We start from the raw sequence: 21,124 nt of genomic DNA, 5'->3' as shown, positions 1-21,124 counted from the left end.
AAATGATTTTGATTGTGTAAACAAATTTGTCAGAGCGATCGACATGAATCTCGCTGTGTTATGGAGCATCTCCGGTTTTGTAACAAGCACTTTTTGGCGCGAGGCTGTTGTGCAAATAAACGTTTTATATCTCGACCAACTGAAAATCGTTAACTTTTTTCAAACTCTCAAACTCTCTCCACCTGCGATCGCCATAAAGTATAAAATCGATTTACGGCAGCCAGCGGGGATGATAGCCGGCAAAGGGAAGTTCTTCGGGCTGTACTTTTGCAGCAGAACCGTCTGGAGGTATTTCTAATAGGGGTAGCACCCAGAGGCGGCTGGTGGCGATCGACTGTCCGCCGGAGTTGCGGGGACTGTCTGCTGCTGACGGTTTTGCTGATGTAACTAATTGGTCGAAAATTAATGCCAGACCGTCGGGAGATAAACTGATTTGGGTATCTAATTGGTTCGGCAAAACTAGCAGCGGTTTGATGGTTCCTACCAAACGAGTGCCTTCTTTTTTGAGGTCGATGGTCGCGATAAAAGGCTGTTCTGTGTAGCTTTCTGTTTCGAGGCGTTGGGCTAACAAACAGTAAAGACGCTGGAATTGATTGTCTTTGTTTTTGCGCGGGTCGAAATAAACGGAGATAATGCTGCCGGGAATCCGCAATATTTCTTGTTCCACACCTTGGTTGTCTAAGATGAAAAGCGATCGAGTAAAGTCGCCGTTGTATTTAACATAGGCGGCGGCGGAGTTGTCGCGGGCCAGGCCCAATACTTGTTCGTATTTTGGTAAAAGTTCTACTGGGTCTGCTTCTGGTTTAAGCGGGACGATCGCTAATCCTTGTTTTTGAGATATTACCACCGATTTGCTGTCGGGCCGAATCATAAAATCTCCGCCTTGTTGATTTTCCAATGGTCGGGGCGGTAATTTTTCTTCGAGAATCCAAGGGCTGAAATCGCTGGGATTGCTGCGGTTGACGCGCTGAATCAGGATGATTTTTCCGTCGGCTGAAAGGTCAAATTTTAGGTTTTGGTAATCTTTGGAGTCTAGTAGTTTGTCGATTCTACCTGCTGGCTGTTTTTGTTGGGGTTCTTCTCCGGGGGATTGGGGATTGAGGCCGGTGGTGACTGTAAATAGTTCTTGATTTAGGGTGCCGCGAGTACGGGCGATCGATCGATCTGTGGCTGAGAATAAAATGCGATCGCCCCCGGGATAGGGTTTAAAATCGGTGACAACCAAATCTTTGGGAGTCAGGGGTATCGGTTTCGATTCGCTGCTGGAGAGATTGACTAGCATTAATCTGCTTTCTGTTTCGCCTTGAACGCCGATATAAGCAAAAGCCCGATCGCGAGTGCGAAAGGAACTGCTAAACGGCTGCATTGGCGTGCCTTTATATTGGTTGTTTTCTCCGAAATACTTGTCCGTTGCACCAGCGAGTTTTAATGTGTAGGTAACGCCGTAGGGTGCTGGATCTTGGAGGGTGTAAGCCATGCGCCGTCCCGCCCAACTAAATTTACCGGGGAGGGGAGGTTCTAGCGTTAAGTTTTCCTCGACGGTGGAGTGGTTCATCGGGCGAAAGAAGGTGAGGAGAAAGCCGGTATCTCGCGCGCCGATTTGTTTGTTTTCCCAGCTAAATTCTCGCACTCTGGGCGCTGTGCGATCGCCACTCAGCAGCAGCAGTCCGATTAAGACGCTCAACATTAACATCAGAAAGATGGCCGTGCGGTCGATCGGCTGTTTGAACGGCAGAATACCGAAGAATGAAGGATTAAATTTTTTGTTAAAAATATTCACAAATTGTTCTCTCCTATTTATGGTGAAAAATCACTGCCCAATTTTCCCTCTTAAATTTTACATTCCCAGGCGCACCCAGCTCAAAAACCCAATTTGGCGATCGGAGTTTCAGATCGACTCCGGTTGACGATCCTAGCAAAAAAAGTTCGCGCGTGCGGACTTCAGTCCGCACGCGCGAACCAATCTGAGATCGATCGCCACCGCGTCCAAAACTCCTAATAATTCAGACGGCTACTTAGCCCAGAGCCATTATTTCACGAATTCTTGACGATTGGTATATTGGAACTCTGATTAACCGCTGACAGTGTATAGGGCGATTGCGGTTCGGGATATAACTTAGAATATTTGCTATCGTAATGCCTGACCTCAAAATAGTTTAAATTTGATGGGTGAGGCTTATATATAGAGAAACATTCCCAAAGACAAAAAGTTGCTGCACTCTCTAAAGACCGGACATCCACTATTTGATTTTTGAAGAAACGACCTGATTTTATCCAGTGTTTCATCTGCTTTATTGACAAACAGTAAAATGCTGCGTTAGGATTGTTAAATTCGGCAAATCTTACACCTTCTATCTCTACACTAGATAGCTTGTTTATTACCAATGGTTGCGTTATCGTCAAATCAATATATCCCTTAGTCCCTTGATACATTTCATAACGGTTTGGGTAAAGAATTGCATTTTCATACCCGCTTTGTTGGTTGAATTTTTCTAGTTTTTCTAGAGTGAAAGCATCCGACAAAATAATGTCATCTTCTATAAATAAAAACCCTTCAAATTATTCTACTTTTTCAACAAACTCTTCCTGAAGTCTAAACTCTACAAACCTTGGGTCGCATTCAGGATATTCTGGTACCTGAACGCACTTAGTTTGATATTCAGGCAAATAAGCTGTAACGTGCCTGTTCGGTAGAGTTTGGATCGAAATACTCAGATTGCAATGAGCAAAACTTGTCCACAGTCCGTCTATGGTGTGCGCGAGTCTCTCTATCTTTGCTGCCCCTTTTTCTGGATTGTTAGATTCTTCAACTGATGTAATATGCGCGACAGCAACAAAGACTTTGGGGCGTTCTTGTTGGGGCTGTTCGTTTTCTCGAAATAAATTTATGATCGGTTTTTTTTGATAAAAAAGCATCATTTTATATACCTAACAACCGATCGCGATATTTCTTGTAACAAAGCAATTTGGAAAAAGATAAAGTGTATTACTTTTCTTTTTAGTGTATATTCATCTGACCTACAGACAATCTCCTTTGTGTTTACTTAAATAGTTGATTGATCGGTACTAAATCCATCGGTGATATTTTGTCGATAGGTAGTCCCCAACCGAGGACATACATTCTAATGCAAAGTATGCCAGCTAGTACGCCTAAGAACAGTGCTGTCAATTGGATATCCTCCCAAAAACAAGTTAGCCTTTCTTTCCAAAGACCGTAGCTGGTTACTAAATAAGTAGGAATATCACCGACAGCTACAGCAATCACAGCACCTAAATTACCAAAAAAATGATATCCGACTGGGATGCCAATAGTGATACTCAAGAAAGTTACCAGATTGCCCATAGCTGCATATTGAGATTTGCCAACCGCTAACAAACAAGAACCCATCAAATTGTGGAGAGTAGTGTGCCAGATACCTAAAGCCAAGATTGGCATCATCCAAGATGCTGCCATATACTCTTTCCTGTACAATGTTAAAATGACCTGATCTCCAAAGCTCACAAAAATTGCTAAGCCTACGGCTAAAGGTATCAGGATTAAGTTGCGGTTTTTAATAATTTTGGCGCGCAATTCCTCACGAGGCAATTCTGCTAGCATCGAAATTGAGGGGAAAATCACCCTACCTGCGAGGGCGATGATCACTTGGCGCGGCATATCGCCGAGGGTAAAAGCGATGCCGTAAATGCCCAACATTGTTAAAGTAAAGATTTTCCCTAGAACTAGGCGATCGGCTTGAGAGCACAGAAAAAATAAAATCGTCGATAAAAATATCCATTTTCCATAAGAAAATATTTCTTTAGCGGCTTCTTTGTCCCAAGCGAAGCGGTTTGACTTGCCGGGAATCAAAAAATGGCTCCATACTAACTCTATTATAGAGTTAGCAAAACCGCCGGCGAGGATAGCCCAGATTGTAGGATGGAAAAAAGCCCATACAATCATCACTGTAGTAGAAATTGCCTGTATCCCCAACTCAAAAAGCACTACTTGCTTGATGCTCATTTTGCGTTCGAGGGTGGATACGGAAGTGGATTTGAACCCTCCTATTAGGGTATTTATACTTATGCAGGGAAGCAACCACAGAAGACGCGGTTCTTCATAAAAGTTAGCAACTGGCCAGGTGATTAACATTAAACACAACCAAACAAACAAGCTGCGAAGAACTTGCATTGTCCAAGCGGTGTTGAGAAATTCTGGCTCGTTCCCGCGCTTGTTTTGAATGATGCTTGGGCCCAAACCTATGTCTGTGAATAGGTGGACACCTGTGATGAAAACGTAGGCTAGACCCATTAAACCAAATAGTTCGGGCAAAAGCAGGCGGGTCAAAATTAGGTTGCTGCCAAATCGGATAATTTGACTGCTTCCATAGCTGGCGATCGTCCAGAATGCGCCTTTGATGGCTAATTTTTTTTCTGATGACATATACTCTAAACTTATTTCCTAATTATGAGTCTAGTTGCTGAATCGGTAGTTGGCAATTTCTACAGGATGCTGCAGCCATTTTTTAGCGAACTTTATCATATCTTCATTTTCTGATTGTAGGACTGGCCCGACACACATTTTACAATCAGAAAGATAAAATTTAATCTGCAACCAGCTCCACATCTAATAATCATAAGGGTTTTTTGGTTCGGGAATTGGTTTGAGGGAGGATGCTTGAATGATTAATTTGCGCTTACCTTGTAGTTCTTCTACGATTGTTTCTCCTTCTATTTCTAGCCAACTGTCTGGGGGAAAAGAGGCGCGGTTTTGACCGATCGCTAATTTGACCGGCAACCCGATCGGATAGGCATCCGCCGCGCAGCAGGTAATGATAAAACGCCCGATCCACATATATTGTTCTGCTATGTTGGGCGGGTGAATCACAAATCCTTTAACCTTGACTTTTTGATCTCTGTATGTATCTGGTTCGGGATTAAAATTTAACAGCCGCACCCATTCGACGAGCGATCGATTTTCGGGTTTTGTAGTATTGCGAAATTCTTGCGGTTGCAGTCTGGTGATGGGCAGAGATTCGGTGAGACCTCGTTCCAATGCTGTCTGGCTGGTAAATGTGCGGGGCGTTACTGCTAAACCGATTAATGCGACGCTCAGCATTAAGGTGCTGCCGATGCTGGGGGGAAATAAAGTAATGTGTTCAACTTCTGTGATTCTGGGAGAGTTGTTGGCTGGGGATGTCCGGAATTGTTTGTTGGCGCGATCGACCTTTAAGAGTTCCCAAATCTTAAATCCGCCAATCACCATTAAGCCGATTCCTCCCGCGACTGTCAAGCCAAAGTAATTGGGGTGAATCAGAATGCTTAATTTGCCTGTAATCCAATATTTGAGGAGCAATATTCCCCAGGCTAGGATAGCTAGGGCGTCCAGCCAAGGGCTAAGTTTTTTAAGATTCATGTTTTAAGAGTCATTAGTTATTAGTCATTAGTCATTAGTCATTAGTCATTAGTCATCAGTCATCAGTCATTAGTTATTGGTTATTGGTTATTGGTTATTGGTTATTGGTTATTGGTTATTGGTTATTGGTTATTGGTTATTGGTTATTGGTTATTGGTTATTGGTTATTGGTTATTGGTTATTGGTTATTGGTTATTGGTTATTGATTATTGGTTATTGGTTATTGGTTATTGGTTATTAGTTGTTGCTCCTTAGTTATTAGTTGTTGTTATTTGTCATTGTTCTTGGCTCAAAGAGAATTGGAAGTCTATTGCGGTTCGATCGCGTGGTGAGGTATGCCCGGTTTGGCCGGTTTGGCCGGTTTTGCCTATGCCCGAAAGCACCTCATCTTTATGAGAAATGCTATATCGTTATTTGTCCGTGCGGGCAAATCGATCAACCTAAATACAAGTTGACAGCTAGGGTCATTAAAAATGTTAGTTGAGCAGCCAAGACAATTAAGTAAATTACGGCTCTACCTTTAAAAATAGAGAGCATTAAACCGATGCCTTTGAGGTCAATCATCGGGCCGAAAACGAGAAAGGCTAACAGCGAACCGCTGGTAAATGTGGCGGCAAAAGACAGGGCAAAAAAAGCATCTACTGTAGAACAAATCGATACGACTGCGGCTAATAGCAGCATGGCGAGAATCGAGGAAACCGGGCCTTGACCGAGGTTGAGAATTAGTTCGCGGGGTGCGCCAACTTGAATGATGGCGGCGATCGCGCTTCCGATGACCAAAACTCCTCCCAACTCCCGCAACTCCTGTACCATACTATCTAAAAGCAGGCGCAGACGCTCTCTAGAAACGCGGTGAAACATCGAAGAAGGTTTAGAGGTTTTTTCGGTTTTGCCTGTTGCTAAGGGCTTCCACTCCTCTTGTAGCAAAGATTCGATCGGCACTGCACCCCCCTGACCGAGCATAAATGTTCCAGACTGCAACAATAGCGGAGTGCTGTCTTGGGCGAGGTTTTGTTCGGAAAACTCTGGTTTTGGGAGGGGAATTGCGCGGGCTACAGAGGGGTGTAACAGAGGCCGCAAGTCTGCTTGGGCGCTGAACACCCAGCCGATGATTGTGGCGATAAACAGAGAAAAGACTACCCGCAAAACTACTATTTCTGGCTGATCGCGAAATGCTGTCCAAGTCGCCCAAACTACGATCGGGTTGATGGTGGGGGCTGCTAGCAAAAAGCCGATCGCCGCTGGTGCGGGTACTCCCTGCATCAGCAACCTGCGGGCTACGGGCACGTTACCGCACTCGCACACGGGAAACAAAAAGCCGATCGAACTCCCCATCAAAGCGCCCAGCAGGGGGTTTCGCGGGATGCGGGATACGAGCTTGCGTTCGTCTACAAACCCCAGCAGCAAACCTGAGAATAAAACTCCCAGCAGCAGAAAAGGTATTGCTTCTACTAACAGGCTGAGAAAAAGGGTAAAAGCATTGTTTAACTGATTCGTTAGGGCTGGTTGCATCGATCGCCTACTGGTAAATTGGTATTTAGTTTCACGTATTTGGCGGACTCCCTGTCGATCATACCTTCTGCACAGCACTAAGTTTAAAATTCCGTTGAAACTTTTTGGCGATCGTCCTCAATGTTATAGAAACCATTAAAAGTTGCAGATTCCAGCACCGGACACCGCAATATCCGATCCCTAGCAATGGTCGCCTATAATATCTATATCTCCACAGGAAAATAATAGTTGTTAAAATTAATTTTATATTTTTCCTATCAATCGGATAATTATTGATTTAACTGGCGCGAATTATCACAAAAAGTCACAAAAATTTAATCAATTAAAACATCACCAAATATTGCGCCAAATTGGCCTGTTGCAACGAACAAATCATAAAAGTAGCAAGCTTGTTTAGACAGCCAGACTCTATGGGTAAACCGAGCAGGGGTATTTGAGAATCGCGCCGCAATAATGATTTTCCTGTATCATCAATTAATGATAACTTCCAGCGCAATCGGGTTATTGTTAACGACAGGTTAAGCTTTTTAGCCCAAGGTTAACGAATAGTTAAATACTCTAAATAACAGTTAATACGCCTCAAGCCAATATAAAATAAAGTCAGGCATAATTACCAAGGCGCATCTATCTCGGCCATCCTCAAACTTGCCTAATACTTGGAGTGGTAAAATCCCCTTTGCCACAAACAGTTTTTTGTGTAATTTAAAATGCCGTTTGCCAGAGGGATGTCGGCAAAAGCACTCAGCTACTCACCGACTGAGCTTTGGTAACTGAATGTCTGCTGGCAAATAAAAACCAAAAAAGCGTGCTGATGAATTTATGTTAAATACTTCTTGCGTAGAAATACCAGTACAACCCGTGTCCGAAGCTGACTCTGGAGAACTTCGTTTAGACTCTACTCTCCAAGAATTATCGCTTTACGATTTTCAAGTAGAAGCTATGGATTTCGGGATGAAAATTTCCCAGATGTTAGAAACTAATCCGCTGTTACCGGGAGTCATTTTGACAAATCAAGGTAAATTTGTCGGCATGATTTCCCGGCGGAGATTTTTAGAATTTCTCAGCCGTCCTTTTGGAAGAGAATTATTTTTAAAACGACCTATCAAGGCTTTATATCGCTTTGCTGAAATTGAGACTTTGATTTTTCCTAGCAATACTTTAATCGTGGATGCAGCGCGGAAGTCGCTGCAGCGCTCGAAAGAACTGCTTTACGAGCCGATTGTGGTTCAAGTGTCGCCCCAAACTTATACTTTGGTAGATGTACGCGAACTGTTAGTGGCCCAGTCAAAAATTCACGAATTAGCGACAAAATTGCTGAGGCAGCAAACTCAATCTCAACTAATTCAAACCGAAAAATTAGCCAGTTTGGGGCAGATGGTAGCTGGAGTAGCTCACGAAATTAGAAACCCTGTCACCTGCATCAGCGGAAATCTCGGCTTTTTGTCTAACTACTCGAAAGACATCATGGAGTTGCTGTCTGCTTACGAGCAAATTGTCGGGCCTAGCGAAAAAATTGACGCACTCAAAAAAAATATAGAATTTGATTTTTTGCACGAAGATTGGGTGGAAATTCTCAAAAGCATGAAGGCTTCATCAGAGAGACTGAGGGAACTTGTCACCAGCCTGCACACCTTTTCTTACATGGACGAAACTCACTTGAAAGAAGCTAACCTCCACGAATGTATTGACAGTACGCTGCTAATTATGAAAAGCCGTCTGAAGTACGGGTTTAAAGTAGTTAAAAATTATGGGGATTTGCCTTTGGTCAAGTGTTACTCTGGTCAGTTGAGTCAGGTGTTTATGAATATCATCAGCAATGCGATCGATGCTTTGGAAGAAGTAAAAGAAGAAACAGGTTTTGTCGCTGCGATTACGATTGAAACTGAGGTAATAGACAGTTCTGACGGAGACTTCGTGAATTCGGAATTATTGCAAAATTATGTTTTGGGCGATCGACCAAATGCAAAACAGCTATCATCCGCCAGCCAAAACGCCGGTTTCAGCCCAGAAGCAAGCGAAAAAAATCAAAATAACGCTTGGATAGCGATCAGAATTGCCGATAACGGGCCGGGAATTCCGCCAGAAATTCAGCGCAGGATTTTTGATACATTTTTCACCACTAAACCTGCTGGGAAAGGTACGGGTTTGGGGTTGGCAATTACTCATCAAATTGTGACGGAGAAGCATAAAGGCAAGTTGAATTTGCATTCTACGCCCGGTACGGGGACGGAATTTGAGATTTTGTTGCCATTGATTTGAAGGAAGAAGGAAGAAGGAAGAAGGAAGAAGGAAGAAGGAAGAGGGAAGAAATAGAAACTAATACCATTTTTCTTTCATATGTGGTATAGATGAAGTCTTAGCCCCCCCGAAGTCGCGGGGGGGGTTGGGGGGGTAATATCTAGCGCTACTTTATGAAATTGGTATAATTACAGCAGATTCCACATTTATGAAGTACGCCGGCCTATCCTCAACTCCGCGTAGGGACACGGCACTGCCGTGTCCCTACACTTCACAAACCTGGAATACGCTGTATGTAGGGTGCTCTTCGGCGCACGGCCGTGCGCCGAAGAGCACCCTACTGTTACGCTCTTAGCTGAACGGGCATCACCAAAAATGTAGCATTGACTCCGCCCAAAGGTTGAAAAATTACAGGAGCCAGAGCGCCGTTTAATTGCAGTTGAATTTCGGGAGACTGAGCTGTTTTCAAAATGTCAATTAAGTATTTCACGTTGAAAGCAATATCGATGCTGTCTCCCGAAATCTGCGCCGGCATTGACTCTTTGCCGCTACCGACATCTTTGGCATCTACCGATAAGGTGATTTCCTGATTTTCCTCGTCGATGCTGCATTTGAGGATATTATTTTTTTGGTCGGCAAAGACTGCTATTCTTTCGACGGCTGCTAAGAGCGATCGCCTTTCCAAGGTAATTTGCCGCTCAAAAGACGGTGGAATCAACTGCCGGTATGCGGGATATTGCCCTTCTAAGGTGCGAGTTGTCAACCGCTGGTCTGCCCATTCAAACACTACTTGACCATGTTCAAAATGCAGCGTAACTGGTTCAGTCCACTGCCGCATTACTAGCATTCTTTCTACTTCCCGCAATGCTTTAGCCGGAACTGTCACCTCAAATTCTTCTTGGGTTTCTTCGCCTTCGACTTTTTCATTGATAGTTTGAACTACTGCCAATCTGTGGCCGTCTGTCGCTGCAAATTCCAAGCAATCTTGCAATACCTTTAAATGCACGCCTGCAAGTACCTGTTTTGCTTCGTCGGGGCTTGTCGCAAATAAAGTTCCTTTGAGTCCTTCTATCAAGGCTTCGGGCGGCAGTTTGAGGATTGTTCCGGCTTCGATTGCTGGCAATTCTGGGAATTCTTCCGGGCCCATGCCTCTAACTTGGTAGCTGCCTGAACTGCAACTGAGATATGCTACGGTGTCCCCCGCTTCATCTTCTAAAGTAATCTCTCCATCTGGGAGTCTCGAAACAATATCGTTGAGCAATTTAGCGGGTATGGTAAAACTGCCGCCGCCGGTCACTTCTGCTGCGAAGCTGGTGCGAATTCCTAAACTGAGATCGAAAGCTGTCAAGCTAACCCGCTGATTTTCCTCATCCGCTACTAAGAGCACGTTGGCTAGTACCGGATGTGTCGGGCGGGAGGGAACGGCCCGACTTACCAACGAGAGGTTGGCGTTGAGGTCACTTTGGGTGCAAACCAATTTCATGGGAGGTTAATTAACCGGATTTGAGACGAAACCAAATCCTATCACAGAAAGTCGGCGGGCTGACTTTTCTCTGTCAGGGCTTATTTCTGGGGCTAGAAACCGGGTTTATGGGCAAAATTTTGTGAAGGAAGGAGAAATATACTTAGAAATCGGGTTTCTGAGGTTAACGCGCTGAGGACTAGATTTTTTTTAATTTGTTGAATTATTTTTATGTCGATCGCCCTGTGGAAACTGTGGAAAAAAAAGTTAACTGTTTGCGGGATATGACTTGTAGTTTCCAAAAACTGTGGAAAACTTGTGGAAAAGCTGCTAAATACGATCGCCCATTTTAGTAAAAAAATGGTTTTGGGCGATCGAGTAAAGTTTTCCACAAACAAAGGGCAAATTTTCCACAGGTTTTTCCACAGGCAGGGGGCAGAGGCATTGGAATGACTGCTGACTAATGACTAATGACTGCTGACTAATGACTGCTGACTAATGACTAATGACTACTGACTTTTTATTAACTTTTGCGACTGACAACGTTAATTCGATCGCTCAACTGACGCAAAGTTTGAGCCAAATTCGGGTCAGTGTTCCGCAACTGAGCAATTTTGTCGCAACTGTAAAGCACCGTCGTGTGGTCTTTTCCGCCGAACACTTCGCCAACCTTCGGCAAACTCAAAGCAGTATGCTGCCGAATTAAATACATCCCTATTTGACGGGCGAGACTAATTTCGCGCCGGCGGGAAATACCTTTCAAATCTTCGACAGAAACATCAAACGCCTCAGCCACCACTGCAATTACCGCATCGGGAGTCGCCTGTACCGTTTCAGTTTGCGGATTCAAAACCGGGGCGATATTCTCAACTGTCATCGGCAAACCGGTAATGGAAAGATATGCTACGGCCCGAATCAAAGCTCCTTCTAATTCCCGAACATTGGAAGTATAGCTAGAAGCAATGTATTCAATCACATCTCGCGGCAACCGCATATTTTCGTACTCACCTTTTTTCTGCAAAATTGCCATCCGCGTTTCCAAGTCGGGCAATTGAATATCAGCAATTAATCCCATGGAAAATCGGGAACACAAACGCTCTTGCAGGCGGGGAATTTGCTGCGGCGGGCGATCGGAAGCTAAAACTACTTGATTTCCAGATTCGTGCAAAGTATTAAACGTGTGAAAAAATTCTTCTTGAGTGTATTCTTTGCCTTCAATAAATTGAATATCATCTATTAATAAAACATCCGCTGCCCGATAATGATCGCGGAAACTTTGCATACTGTCTTTGCGAATTGCGACAATTAAATCGTTAGTAAATTTTTCAGTAGAAACGTAAAAAATCTTGGCGTTGGGGTCAATTTCCAAGCGATAATGACCGATCGCCTGCATCAGATGAGTTTTCCCCAAACCAACGCCGCCGCACAAAAATAAGGGATTGAATTCTCGGCCCGGAGACTCGGCTACTGCGAGGGCTGCTGCGTGAGCCATGCGGTTGTTGGAACCGACGACAAAGCGGGAAAATACGTATTTGGGGTTTAAATTAGCGGGTTTAGGCGGGTGAAGCGATTTGTTTTCGGGGACATCGGTGGCGATGGGGGAGGGCGAAATTGTGGCGGAGTCGCTGCTGTCGCCTGTTTCATTTCCCCCGGCAATTGTCAAGTAAATGTCTACGGGATAGCCGAGAATTTCTTCGACTGCATCAGCAAGGATTTCTCTGTAATATTTTTGCAACCAATTGCGAGCAAAGGGGTTGGGGGCGCTGACAATCAAACAGTTATTTTCGAGTTGTTCGGCTCTGGCAGTTTTGATCCAGGTCTCAAAGCTAGGTCTGCTCAGTTGTACCTGGAGACGTTCAAGTATCTGTTTCCACAGATTTTCGAGGGGAATGTCCATCGATTACCTCTGCCGATCGGCATTTAAGAGATTTTCAAGTCCAAACAGTTCAGTTTAGTCGAGTTGGTGGTTGGGAAGCTAGAGCGGCCCAAGATTGGGCGGTTTCAACCGTATCTCTTAGCAAAATCAGCGAAAATCGGCAATCAAAAATCCAAAATGAGAAGCTGAATGTTAAAGTTTAAGGGAGTCTGCCGTAGCTTGCGGGGCTCCCAGCCATCGCCCAAAAATTTTGCGGCTCTGCGGCGATATAGCAGGTATCAAAGAGCTGCTAAGCAAATATTTAAATGTGGCAGGAAAGCCTAAAAACGTGGCTATGAAGAGTTCTACAGGCAAGTTTTGGAAGCAACCGGCAATTTACATATTGCTGCTGGTAACGGGGGCCGGAGCCGCCATGTTGGGCGATCGGCTGACGGTTTCTCAATTACGTCCTAATTCTGGTGATTCGAGACAAGAGGTGATGCAACCGAAATTGCAACTGCCTCCTAAGACGGAGGTTAAAGGTAGCAAAGTATTGCCGCAGGTTCCTTTGTCGGGCGATGCAGCTAATGTGAATTTCATTGTGGCTGCGGTGGAAAAAGTAGGCCCGGCGGTGGTGCGGATCGATGCTTCGCGCTTGGTGAAACCGACAAATAGATCGCTTTCGCCGGAAGATTTTTTTGGTGCAGAACCGAATTCGGGCGGTAGGGGCGGGATCGAACGGGGTACGGGTTCGGGTTTCGTCATCGGGGCCGACGGCGTGATTCTCACTAACGCTCACGTTGTAGAGGGTGCAGATACGGTAAATGTAACTCTCAGGGACGGCCGCAGCTATCAGGGGCGGGTGTTGGGGGCGGATAAGGTGACGGATGTGGCTGTGGTGAAGATTGAGGCGACTGCTCTGCCTGTGGCGGCGATCGGCAATTCTGATAAGCTGTTGTCTGGGGAATGGGCGATCGCCATCGGCAATCCTTTGGGTTTGGACAATTCGGTGACTGCGGGGATTATTAGCGCTACAGGGCGATCGAGCTCTGATGTGGGCGTACCCGACAAGCGCATCGGTTTTATTCAAACAGACGCTGCAATCAATCCGGGGAATTCCGGCGGCCCGCTGCTGAATGCTTCGGGGGAAGTTATTGGGATGAATACGGCGATTATTCAAGGCGCTCAAGGATTGGGCTTTGCGATTCCGATTCAGGCGGCGCAACAGGTGGCGAAGGAACTGATTTCGACGGGGAAAGTCGAACACGCTTATTTGGGAATTGAAATGGCGACGCTGACTCCTGATGTTAAGCAGCAAATTAACAGCAATGCTAACAGTAATCTGCGAGTTGCAGTCGATCGGGGTGTGGCTATTGTGAGTGTAGTTCCTAATTCTCCCGCGGCGGCGGCAGGTTTGCGGGCTGGAGATGTGATTCAAAAGATTAACAATCAGCCGATTATTCAGTCGGAAGCTGTTCAGGATTTCGTGCAAAATGCCAAGGTTGGCGGCCTGTTGCAAATGGAGATTAATCGCAACGGGCAAATAGTTAATTTGACTGTGAAACCGGGGAGTTTGCCTGTTCAACAAGTTCGATAATTTGTTAGTTGTTAGTTGTTAGTTGTTAGTTGTTAGTTGGTAGGGGCGGTGGATGGTGCGTGCCCGCCCTCTTAGTTGTTAGTTGACTGTTGTTATATCAAATCCGGTAGCATCGGAATGATTCAGATATATATTCTCGGACTCTGTGTACTCTGTGTTCTAGCGCCGGTTAAATCACCTGACGATGCAAGCGGAAACGATATTAGTTGTTATTAATAGTAATAAATTCTTAATGAGTCTCTCTACAAAATGAACACCAACTAATAATTGATGATAGAGATTGTAAAGCAGAGACCCGAACCAAGGATTTTTCTTGATTTCTTTATGGAATAGTTCAATCTCAATTGTTTATTGATTTTCACGAGTAAAGACTAATAACCAATAACCAATAACCAACAACCAATAACCAATAACCAACAACCAACAACCAATAACCAATAACCAATAACCAACAACCAATAACTAAAAAATATGTCAGAAATATTGCAAATTTCACAATTAGGAAATCCGGTATTACGCCAACCGTCGCAAGTTGTCGAGAATGTTAAGGACGATCGCATTCAACAGCTAATCGACAACCTAATCTCTACTGTCCAACAGGCGAACGGAGTAGGGATTGCGGCCCCCCAAGCGGCGAAGTGCGATCGGCTGTTCATCGTCGCATCCCGCCCCAACCTGCGCTATCCCCAAGCCCCTAAGATGGAACCGACGGCGATGATTAATCCCCGGATTCTCGCTGCATCCACAGAAACAGTCAAAGACTGGGAAGGCTGTTTGAGTATTCCGGGGATTCGCGGGTTGGTGCCCAGAAGTAGGGCGATCGAGATAGAATACACCAGTAGAGACGGCAAAGTCCACAGACAAGAACTTACAGACTTTGTAGCCCGGATTTTTCAACACGAATACGACCATTTAGAGGGCATCGTATTTTTAGACAGGGTGGAAAATACCCGAGAACTGATGTCAGAGGATGAGTACCAGCAGCAATTTGTCAAGCTCCTGTGATAATTGATATAATGGCGATCGGTAACTAAGATTGATGTTGTGAATAGGAGGGCGAATGTCTATTAACTTGGAAAAAGGCGGGAGAATCAATCTATCTAAAGAAGCACCGGGGCTGAAAAATGCCGGGATCGGTTTGGGATGGGATACCAATGCTACAGACACCGGCGCAGCGTTTGACTTAGATGCTTCCGTGTTTATGTTGGGTTCTGCTGGCAAAATTCCCAGCGAAAAATACTTTGTTTTCTACAACAACAAACAGTCGCCGGACGGTTCTGTAATACATCTGGGAGATAGCACAACCGGAGAAGGATTGGGCGATGATGAAACCGTTACAGTCGATTTAACCAAAGTCGATCCTTCTGTAGAAGAAATTGTGTTTGTTGTCACCATCCACGAAGCCGAATCGAGAAGGCAAAACTTCGGTCAAGTGCGGAATGCTTTTATCAGGATTTACGATACCACTACTAACACAGAAATCACGAAGTACGATTTGGATGAGGATTTTTCTCGCGAGACTGCGGTGGAGTTTGGCAGACTCTACAAGAAAGATGGCGAGTGGAGGTTCCAAGCAGTTGGAGATGGCTACAATTCAGGCTTGCAAAGCTTTGTAGACAAGTATGCCGGATAAAAGGTCGATATAAAACAATACGGTTCAGATCAAGTCGATCCCCCCTTAGCTTTCCCCCTACTCCCCCTTAAAAAAGGGAGGGGACAAGAGAGTTATCTTTCGTCCCCTTTCTTAAGGGGGATGCTGCAAGGGATATCCTGGGAATAAACAAATCGGACGTACTGTTGAAACCGCCCGGTCTTTTGATCAATCCCATATTGCACGATAAACCTTACAAAATCACAAAACAATGGCTATCAACTTGACAAAAGGACAATCAATTGTTCTCAGCAAAAGTGAATACGACTTATCCCGATTGACAATGGCTTTGGGCTGGGATGTCGCGCAAGTTAAAAAAGGTCTTTTCGGCAGAAGTAGCGGTGCAAATTTTGACCTAGATTCCTACGCTTTGCTACTGGGGGAAAATGGCAAATTAAAAGCTTACAAAGAAGATGTAATTTATTACTCTCATTTAGAATCAAAGGACAAAACAGTTGTACACTCCGGCGACAATCTCACCGGGGAGGGAGACGGCGACGACGAACAAATATTGGTGAAACTCAGCTCGTTGCCAGCACAATATCACAAAATTATCTTGGGTGTAAATATTTACAATGGTAAAGAAAGAAAACAGCATTTTGGCATGGTAGAAAATGCTTACGTCAGGGCTGTAGATGCAGCCGGTAAAGAAATCGCTCGCTATCGCTTGTCAAATGACCCTTCCTATGAAGGCAAATTAAATATGTTGATGGGAGAAGTTTATCGAGAAGGTAGCGAGTGGAAATTTAAGGCTTTGGGAAATCCTTTGACTGAAGATATGAACGGTGTTGTCGGTTCGTTTATGCGGTGAGATTAAAAATGTTTTTCAACCGCAGATAAACGCGGATAAACGCCGATGTAATTTCATCGGCGTTTATCTGTGTTAATCCGCAAATATCTGCGGTTGAAAAAGTAACTCTAATCGGGAGCATCTCACTTTTGCAGCCAAGCTAGAAATTGGAGGTAGGAGGCAGGAGACAGGAGACAGGAGGAAAGAGGAAGAAAGAAGGAGTCAAAAGAAGTCTTTTTACAAATATGAGATGCTCCCCTCTAATCAATCTTTGACAGGCCGCATTGTTGGGAACATCACGGCATCTCGGATGCTTTGAGTATTGGTTAAAAGCATTACCAATCTGTCTACACCGATGCCCATTCCGGCACAATTTGGCATTCCTAAAGATAGCGCTTGGATGAAATCTTCATCCATTGGATGCGCTTCGTCATCTCCTGCATTTTTCTGTGCTAATTGTTCTTCAAACCGCTTTCTTTGCTCTTTCGGATCGTTCAATTCTGAGAATCCGTTGGAGTATTCTGTGCCGTTGATAAATAGCTCGAAACGCTCGACAAATCCGGGTTTGCTGCGGTGTCCTTTGGCGAGGGGACTGACTTCGACTGGGTAGTCGATGATGAATGTAGGTTGAATTAGTTTGGGAACAACTAATTTGTCAAAAACTGCGTAGAGCACGTAGCCTAAACTCTGTTTTTCTAGCTGAGATAGGTGCATTTCTAGTTTGGTTGCGGAGGATATTGCACTTTCTAAGTCCAAACTGTCAAAATCCAGTCCAAACTCGTCTCTGACAGCTTCTACCATTGTTTTCACTTGCCAGTGTTTGCCGCTAAAACCGGGATATTTTTCGCTGTAGTCGTATTTACGTTCTAAACTGATTGTTTCTCCCTGATTTTCTATTTCCCGCACATCGCCAAATACTTCTGCTGCTGCGAAACAAATCACGTCTTCGACAACTGTTAAAATGTCGAATACATCTGCATAGGCTTGGTAAACTTCTAAGGAGGTAAATTCGGGATTGTGGGTGCTGTCAATGCCCTCATTTCTAAAGGCTTTTCCTAGTTCAAATACTCGCTCGAAACCGCCACAAATTGCTCTTTTTAAGAACAATTCGGGGGCGACGCGCAAATACAAATCTACTTCTAAAGCATTGTGGTGGGTGATGAATGGTTTAGCGGCTGCACCGCCGTAAATAGCTTGCAGTGTCGGCGTTTCTATTTCGTAAAAGTTGGCTTTCCAAAGATAGGAACGGATGCTTTGGACGATGCGGCTGCGTAGCATGAAACGGTTGAGGGCTTCTTGGTTGCTTGCTAAGTCCATTTCGCGGTGGCGGCGGCAAACTTCGGGGTCGTTGATGCCGTAATAAGCATCGGGAAATTGGATCGTAGCTTTTGATAAAAGCGTGAATTCCCGGACTAAAATAGAAAGTTCTCCCCTGGGGGTGCGGCAGCCGATACCTTCTACGCCGACAAAATCGCCGACATCAAGCAATTTTTTGATTTGTTCAAAGCTCAAACCGACTTCGCCGGTGACGATGGCTTTTTCGATTTTGAGTTGAATTTTATCTGTGGTGTCTTTTAAATCGATGAAGCCAATTTTGCCGCTGTCTCGCTTGGAAATAATGCGGCCGGCTAATCGCAGGGGAATTTCTTCGGGGTCGCTTTGTCCGTTTTCGAGTTCTTTTCCTGGCTGACTAAATATTTCGCGAACTTGTTGGGCTGTGTGCGATCGCGCGTAGGATTGACTGGGATACGGTTCTATGCCTTGCGATCGCAGTTCGTCTACTTTTTGACTGCGGACTTCGGCTTCACTCAGAGTCATTAGTTATTGCCTAGTTAAAATTACCAATATCTTAGATCTTGCACTGCATTGTCACATTCACAGGCTTTCTGGTCTGTTCCACAACTCAATTCTTTGGTGGGTAGGCCGAGGGCGGATGCCCGAAAGCTCGATCGCAACAGGTGCAAGATGTCAGAAACACCAAACTCTATCATAACTGAGCTGCCTGACGGGGCCAATTTGCTAAATAATTCAGATACACGCTGCTTTTTGTACCCTGGCTGCTGAAATATTTGCGATCGCAAATTGTTATCGACAGCATAAAGCGGGCGAAACATTAAAAAATTAAGTTGTCTGTCGGTCGCAACAGGTGAGATGATATGTAGTGCAGTCTCACGGCAGTTCCACAGAAACTCAATAGCAGACACGCGAGCGATCGAACTCGACTCATCGCACTTCTGCCAAAATTGACCACACAGATCGTGTCCGGTCGGTCGATCGTACTATTTGGTTTGGGGCGTTTACTAAAACTCTGGTTTTGATGAGGATTATTGGTTAACTCGCCCCTACAACAATCACGGTCAATTGACCGAATATGAGCTCGCACACACTCTCTCATACATATAAAAACCAGAATTATGGCTGTTGCAACCCAATCAATCGAAGAACTCTGCATTAACTCTATCCGCTTTCTCGCCATCGATGCGGTAGAAAAAGCAAAATCAGGACACCCAGGACTACCGATGGGCGCTGCGCCTATGGCCTTCGTACTGTGGGATCGCTTCATGCGGTTCAACCCTAAAAACCCTAAGTGGTTCAATCGCGATCGCTTCGTACTCTCCGCCGGCCACGGCTGTATGCTGCAGTACGCCCTCATGTACCTCGCCGGCTACGATAGCGTCAGCCTCGACGACATCAAGCAATTCCGTCAGTGGGAATCCAAAACCCCCGGACACCCGGAAAACTTCGTCACCGAAGGCGTAGAAGTCACCACCGGCCCCCTGGGACAAGGCATTGCTAACGCCGTCGGTTTGGCAATGGCAGAAGCTCACCTCGCTGCCAAGTTTAACAAGCCCGATAGCACCATTGTTGACCACTACACCTATGTCATCATGGGTGACGGCTGTCACATGGAAGGTATTTCTGGCGAAGCTTGTTCTTTGGCCGGACACCTCGGACTTGGCAAATTAATCGCCCTCTACGATGACAATCACATTTCCATTGAAGGCGACACTAACTTGGCCTTTACTGAAGATGTCGGCAAGCGTTTTGAAGCCTACAACTGGCACGTCATTACAGTAGACAATACCAACCTAGACGAAGATACTAACGCAGAAGCAGTTCACAAAGCTATTGAAGAAGCCAAAAAAGTCACGGACAAACCGTCTCTGATTAAAGTCCGCACAGTCATCGGTTATGGTTCTCCCAACAAGCGCAATTCTTACAGTTCTCACGGTGCGGCTTTGGGTACCGATGAAGTGAAAGCAACTCGCGATTTCTTGAAGTGGGAATACGCACCGTTTGAAATTCCTGATGATGCTTTGGCTCACTTCCGCAAAGCAGTCGATCGCGGTGCTGCATCCGAAGAAGAATGGAATAAAACTTTTGCAGATTATAAAGCAAAATATCCCGCCGAAGCAGCAGAATACGAACGCACGGTTGCTGGCAAACTTCCCGAAGGTTGGGATAAAGTTCTCCCGACTTACAAGGCAGAAGATAAGGCTGATTCGACTCGGAATCATTCTGGAAAATGTTTGAATGCTTTGGCTGCTGTCCTACCTGAATTGATCGGCGGTTCGGCTGACTTGGCATCTTCTAACATGACTCTGCTTAAGGGTGAAAAAGATTTCCAAAAAGGTCAATACGAAGGACGCAACCTGCGCTTTGGCGTGCGGGAACACGCTATGGGCGCGATCGCCAATGGTCTGCTACTCCACGGCGGTTTGATTCCTTACTGCGCCACATTCTTGGTATTTGCCGACTATATGCGCGGTGCAATTCGCCTCTCCGCACTCTCGGAAGCTGGAGTCATCTATGTCATGACTCACGACTCCGTAGCTTTGGGCGAAGATGGCCCCACTCACCAACCAGTCGAAACCATCGCTTCCCTGCGCGCCATCCCCAATTTGTTGGTGATGCGCCCTGCGGATGGAAACGAAACATCCGGTGCTTATAAAGTGGCAGTTGAAAGCCCCAAACGCCCCACATTAATGGCTTTGTCCCGTCAAAACTTGCCGAATTTGGCCGGAAGCTCGATCGAAGGAACAGCCAAAGGCGCTTACATTTTGTCCGACGACGGCGGCACTCCCGACATCATTTTAATCGGCACCGGTGGCGAAACATACCTCTGCGTTGATGCCGCTGAAAAATTGCGCGCCGCAGGCAAAAAAGTCCGCGTCGTTTCCATGCCTTGCTGGAAATTGTTCGACGCACAAGATGCCGCTTACCGCGAATCTGTACTCCCGAAAGCTGTTACCAAACGGTTAGCAGTTGAAGCAGCTTCTAGCTTCGGCTGGGGACGTTATTTAGGTTCCGAAGGCGACAGCATCAGCATCGACACCTTCGGCGCCTCCGCACCAGGCCCCGTTGCTTTAGAAAAGTTTGGCTACACCGTTGATAATGTGGTGGCTAAAGCTAAGGCACTCTTGGGTTAATCGCAGTAGCATAATGAATGATGGGGCGGGCTTTTGGCTCGCCCCTTTTTTTTATAGGAGAAGGAAGAAGGAAGAAGGAAGAAGGAAGAAGGAAGAGGGAAGAAGGAAGAGGGAAGAAGTCATTAGTCATTAGTCATTAGTCATTAGTCATTAGTCATCAGTCATTAGTCATTAGTCATCAGTCAGTAGGGGCGGTG

At 45.4% G+C, this 21,124-nt stretch carries 15 protein-coding genes; 7 read left to right on the top strand and 8 right to left on the bottom strand.

The window, feature by feature from the left end; all coding sequences use genetic code 11:
- Positions 1-211: 211 nt before the first annotated feature.
- The 5 genes from IQ263_RS04975 to IQ263_RS04955 form a co-directional block, all read right to left on the bottom strand.
- Positions 212-1,780: a hypothetical protein gene (locus IQ263_RS04975; protein ID WP_194066450.1), complete on the bottom strand. Its 1,569-nt coding sequence runs from the start codon at positions 1,778-1,780 to the stop codon at positions 212-214.
- A gap of 779 nt (positions 1,781-2,559) precedes the next feature.
- Positions 2,560-2,919, bottom strand: a complete 360-nt coding sequence (locus IQ263_RS04970; RefSeq protein WP_194066449.1) for a hypothetical protein — start codon at positions 2,917-2,919, stop codon at positions 2,560-2,562.
- A 121-nt stretch (positions 2,920-3,040) separates the two neighbouring features.
- On the bottom strand, positions 3,041-4,420 hold the full coding sequence (locus IQ263_RS04965) for an oligosaccharide flippase family protein (protein WP_194066448.1): 1,380 nt from the start codon (positions 4,418-4,420) through the stop codon (positions 3,041-3,043).
- Between the two features lie 183 nt (positions 4,421-4,603).
- A complete protein-coding gene (locus IQ263_RS04960; protein WP_194066447.1) occupies positions 4,604-5,392 on the bottom strand; it encodes a TIGR03943 family putative permease subunit in 789 nt (262 codons plus the stop codon).
- A 435-nt stretch (positions 5,393-5,827) separates the two neighbouring features.
- Positions 5,828-6,904, bottom strand: coding sequence for a permease (locus IQ263_RS04955; protein ID WP_194066446.1), 1,077 nt, complete (start codon positions 6,902-6,904; stop codon positions 5,828-5,830).
- Between the two features lie 819 nt (positions 6,905-7,723).
- Here IQ263_RS04955 and IQ263_RS04950 point away from each other — a divergent pair.
- Positions 7,724-9,163, top strand: a complete 1,440-nt coding sequence (locus tag IQ263_RS04950; protein WP_194066445.1) for a sensor histidine kinase — start codon at positions 7,724-7,726, stop codon at positions 9,161-9,163.
- 322 nt (positions 9,164-9,485) lie between these two features.
- On the opposite strand, the gene dnaN is transcribed toward IQ263_RS04950, so the two are convergent.
- Positions 9,486-10,625 carry a DNA polymerase III subunit beta gene (dnaN, locus tag IQ263_RS04945; protein WP_194066444.1) on the bottom strand — a complete coding sequence of 380 codons (1,140 nt, stop codon included), beginning with the start codon at positions 10,623-10,625 and terminating at the stop codon, positions 9,486-9,488.
- A gap of 197 nt (positions 10,626-10,822) precedes the next feature.
- Here dnaN and IQ263_RS29165 point away from each other — a divergent pair, with 197 nt between their 5' ends.
- Entirely contained in the window at positions 10,823-10,957 is a 135-nt protein-coding gene (locus IQ263_RS29165; protein ID WP_255515812.1) for a hypothetical protein, read from the top strand.
- A gap of 170 nt (positions 10,958-11,127) precedes the next feature.
- Here the strand turns inward: IQ263_RS29165 and dnaA are convergent, their stop codons facing one another.
- On the bottom strand, positions 11,128-12,501 hold the full coding sequence (gene dnaA, locus IQ263_RS04940) for a chromosomal replication initiator protein DnaA (RefSeq protein WP_194066443.1): 1,374 nt from the start codon (positions 12,499-12,501) through the stop codon (positions 11,128-11,130).
- 313 nt (positions 12,502-12,814) lie between these two features.
- On the opposite strand from dnaA, the gene IQ263_RS04935 reads away from it, so the two are divergent.
- From IQ263_RS04935 to IQ263_RS04920, 4 genes are all read left to right on the top strand, one after another.
- Entirely contained in the window at positions 12,815-14,056 is a 1,242-nt protein-coding gene (locus IQ263_RS04935; protein ID WP_194066442.1) for an HhoA/HhoB/HtrA family serine endopeptidase, read from the top strand.
- A gap of 471 nt (positions 14,057-14,527) precedes the next feature.
- Positions 14,528-15,061, top strand: a complete 534-nt coding sequence (gene def, locus IQ263_RS04930; RefSeq protein WP_194066441.1) for a peptide deformylase — start codon at positions 14,528-14,530, stop codon at positions 15,059-15,061.
- Between the two features lie 55 nt (positions 15,062-15,116).
- Complete coding sequence (locus IQ263_RS04925; RefSeq protein ID WP_194066440.1) at positions 15,117-15,689, top strand: TerD family protein; 573 nt, start codon at positions 15,117-15,119, stop codon at positions 15,687-15,689.
- 229 nt (positions 15,690-15,918) lie between these two features.
- On the top strand, positions 15,919-16,518 hold the full coding sequence (locus IQ263_RS04920; protein WP_194066439.1) for a TerD family protein: 600 nt from the start codon (positions 15,919-15,921) through the stop codon (positions 16,516-16,518).
- Positions 16,519-16,761: 243 nt separating this feature from the next.
- Here IQ263_RS04920 and lysS read toward each other — a convergent pair whose 3' ends face one another.
- Positions 16,762-18,315, bottom strand: a complete 1,554-nt coding sequence (gene lysS / locus IQ263_RS04915; RefSeq protein ID WP_194066438.1) for a lysine--tRNA ligase — start codon at positions 18,313-18,315, stop codon at positions 16,762-16,764.
- Positions 18,316-18,911: 596 nt separating this feature from the next.
- Between lysS and tkt the strand changes: the two genes are divergently transcribed.
- Positions 18,912-20,927, top strand: a complete 2,016-nt coding sequence (gene tkt / locus IQ263_RS04910) for a transketolase (RefSeq protein WP_194066437.1) — start codon at positions 18,912-18,914, stop codon at positions 20,925-20,927.
- Positions 20,928-21,124 lie beyond the last annotated feature (197 nt).

The sequence above is a fragment of the Tychonema sp. LEGE 06208 genome, assembly GCF_015207505.1.
Classification (GTDB): domain Bacteria; phylum Cyanobacteriota; class Cyanobacteriia; order Cyanobacteriales; family Microcoleaceae; genus Microcoleus.
The sequence above is the reverse complement of the archived record's forward strand: the minus strand, read 5'-3'. Positions and strand labels throughout refer to the sequence as shown.

Excerpts from the sequence above, each read along its gene's own strand:
- IQ263_RS04970 (WP_194066449.1), bottom strand. The coding sequence starts at position 2,919 with ATGATGCTTTTTTATCAAAAAAAACCGATCATAAATTTATTTCGAGAA.
- IQ263_RS04965 (WP_194066448.1), bottom strand. The coding sequence starts at position 4,420 with ATGTCATCAGAAAAAAAATTAGCCATCAAAGGCGCATTCTGGACGATC.
- IQ263_RS04960 (WP_194066447.1), bottom strand. The coding sequence starts at position 5,392 with ATGAATCTTAAAAAACTTAGCCCTTGGCTGGACGCCCTAGCTATCCTA.
- IQ263_RS04955 (WP_194066446.1), bottom strand. The coding sequence starts at position 6,904 with ATGCAACCAGCCCTAACGAATCAGTTAAACAATGCTTTTACCCTTTTT.
- IQ263_RS04950 (WP_194066445.1), top strand. The coding sequence starts at position 7,724 with ATGTTAAATACTTCTTGCGTAGAAATACCAGTACAACCCGTGTCCGAA.
- dnaN (WP_194066444.1), bottom strand. The coding sequence starts at position 10,625 with ATGAAATTGGTTTGCACCCAAAGTGACCTCAACGCCAACCTCTCGTTG.
- dnaA (WP_194066443.1), bottom strand. The coding sequence starts at position 12,501 with ATGGACATTCCCCTCGAAAATCTGTGGAAACAGATACTTGAACGTCTC.
- IQ263_RS04935 (WP_194066442.1), top strand. The coding sequence starts at position 12,815 with ATGAAGAGTTCTACAGGCAAGTTTTGGAAGCAACCGGCAATTTACATA.
- def (WP_194066441.1), top strand. The coding sequence starts at position 14,528 with ATGTCAGAAATATTGCAAATTTCACAATTAGGAAATCCGGTATTACGC.
- IQ263_RS04925 (WP_194066440.1), top strand. The coding sequence starts at position 15,117 with ATGTCTATTAACTTGGAAAAAGGCGGGAGAATCAATCTATCTAAAGAA.
- IQ263_RS04920 (WP_194066439.1), top strand. The coding sequence starts at position 15,919 with ATGGCTATCAACTTGACAAAAGGACAATCAATTGTTCTCAGCAAAAGT.
- lysS (WP_194066438.1), bottom strand. The coding sequence starts at position 18,315 with ATGACTCTGAGTGAAGCCGAAGTCCGCAGTCAAAAAGTAGACGAACTG.
- tkt (WP_194066437.1), top strand. The coding sequence starts at position 18,912 with ATGGCTGTTGCAACCCAATCAATCGAAGAACTCTGCATTAACTCTATC.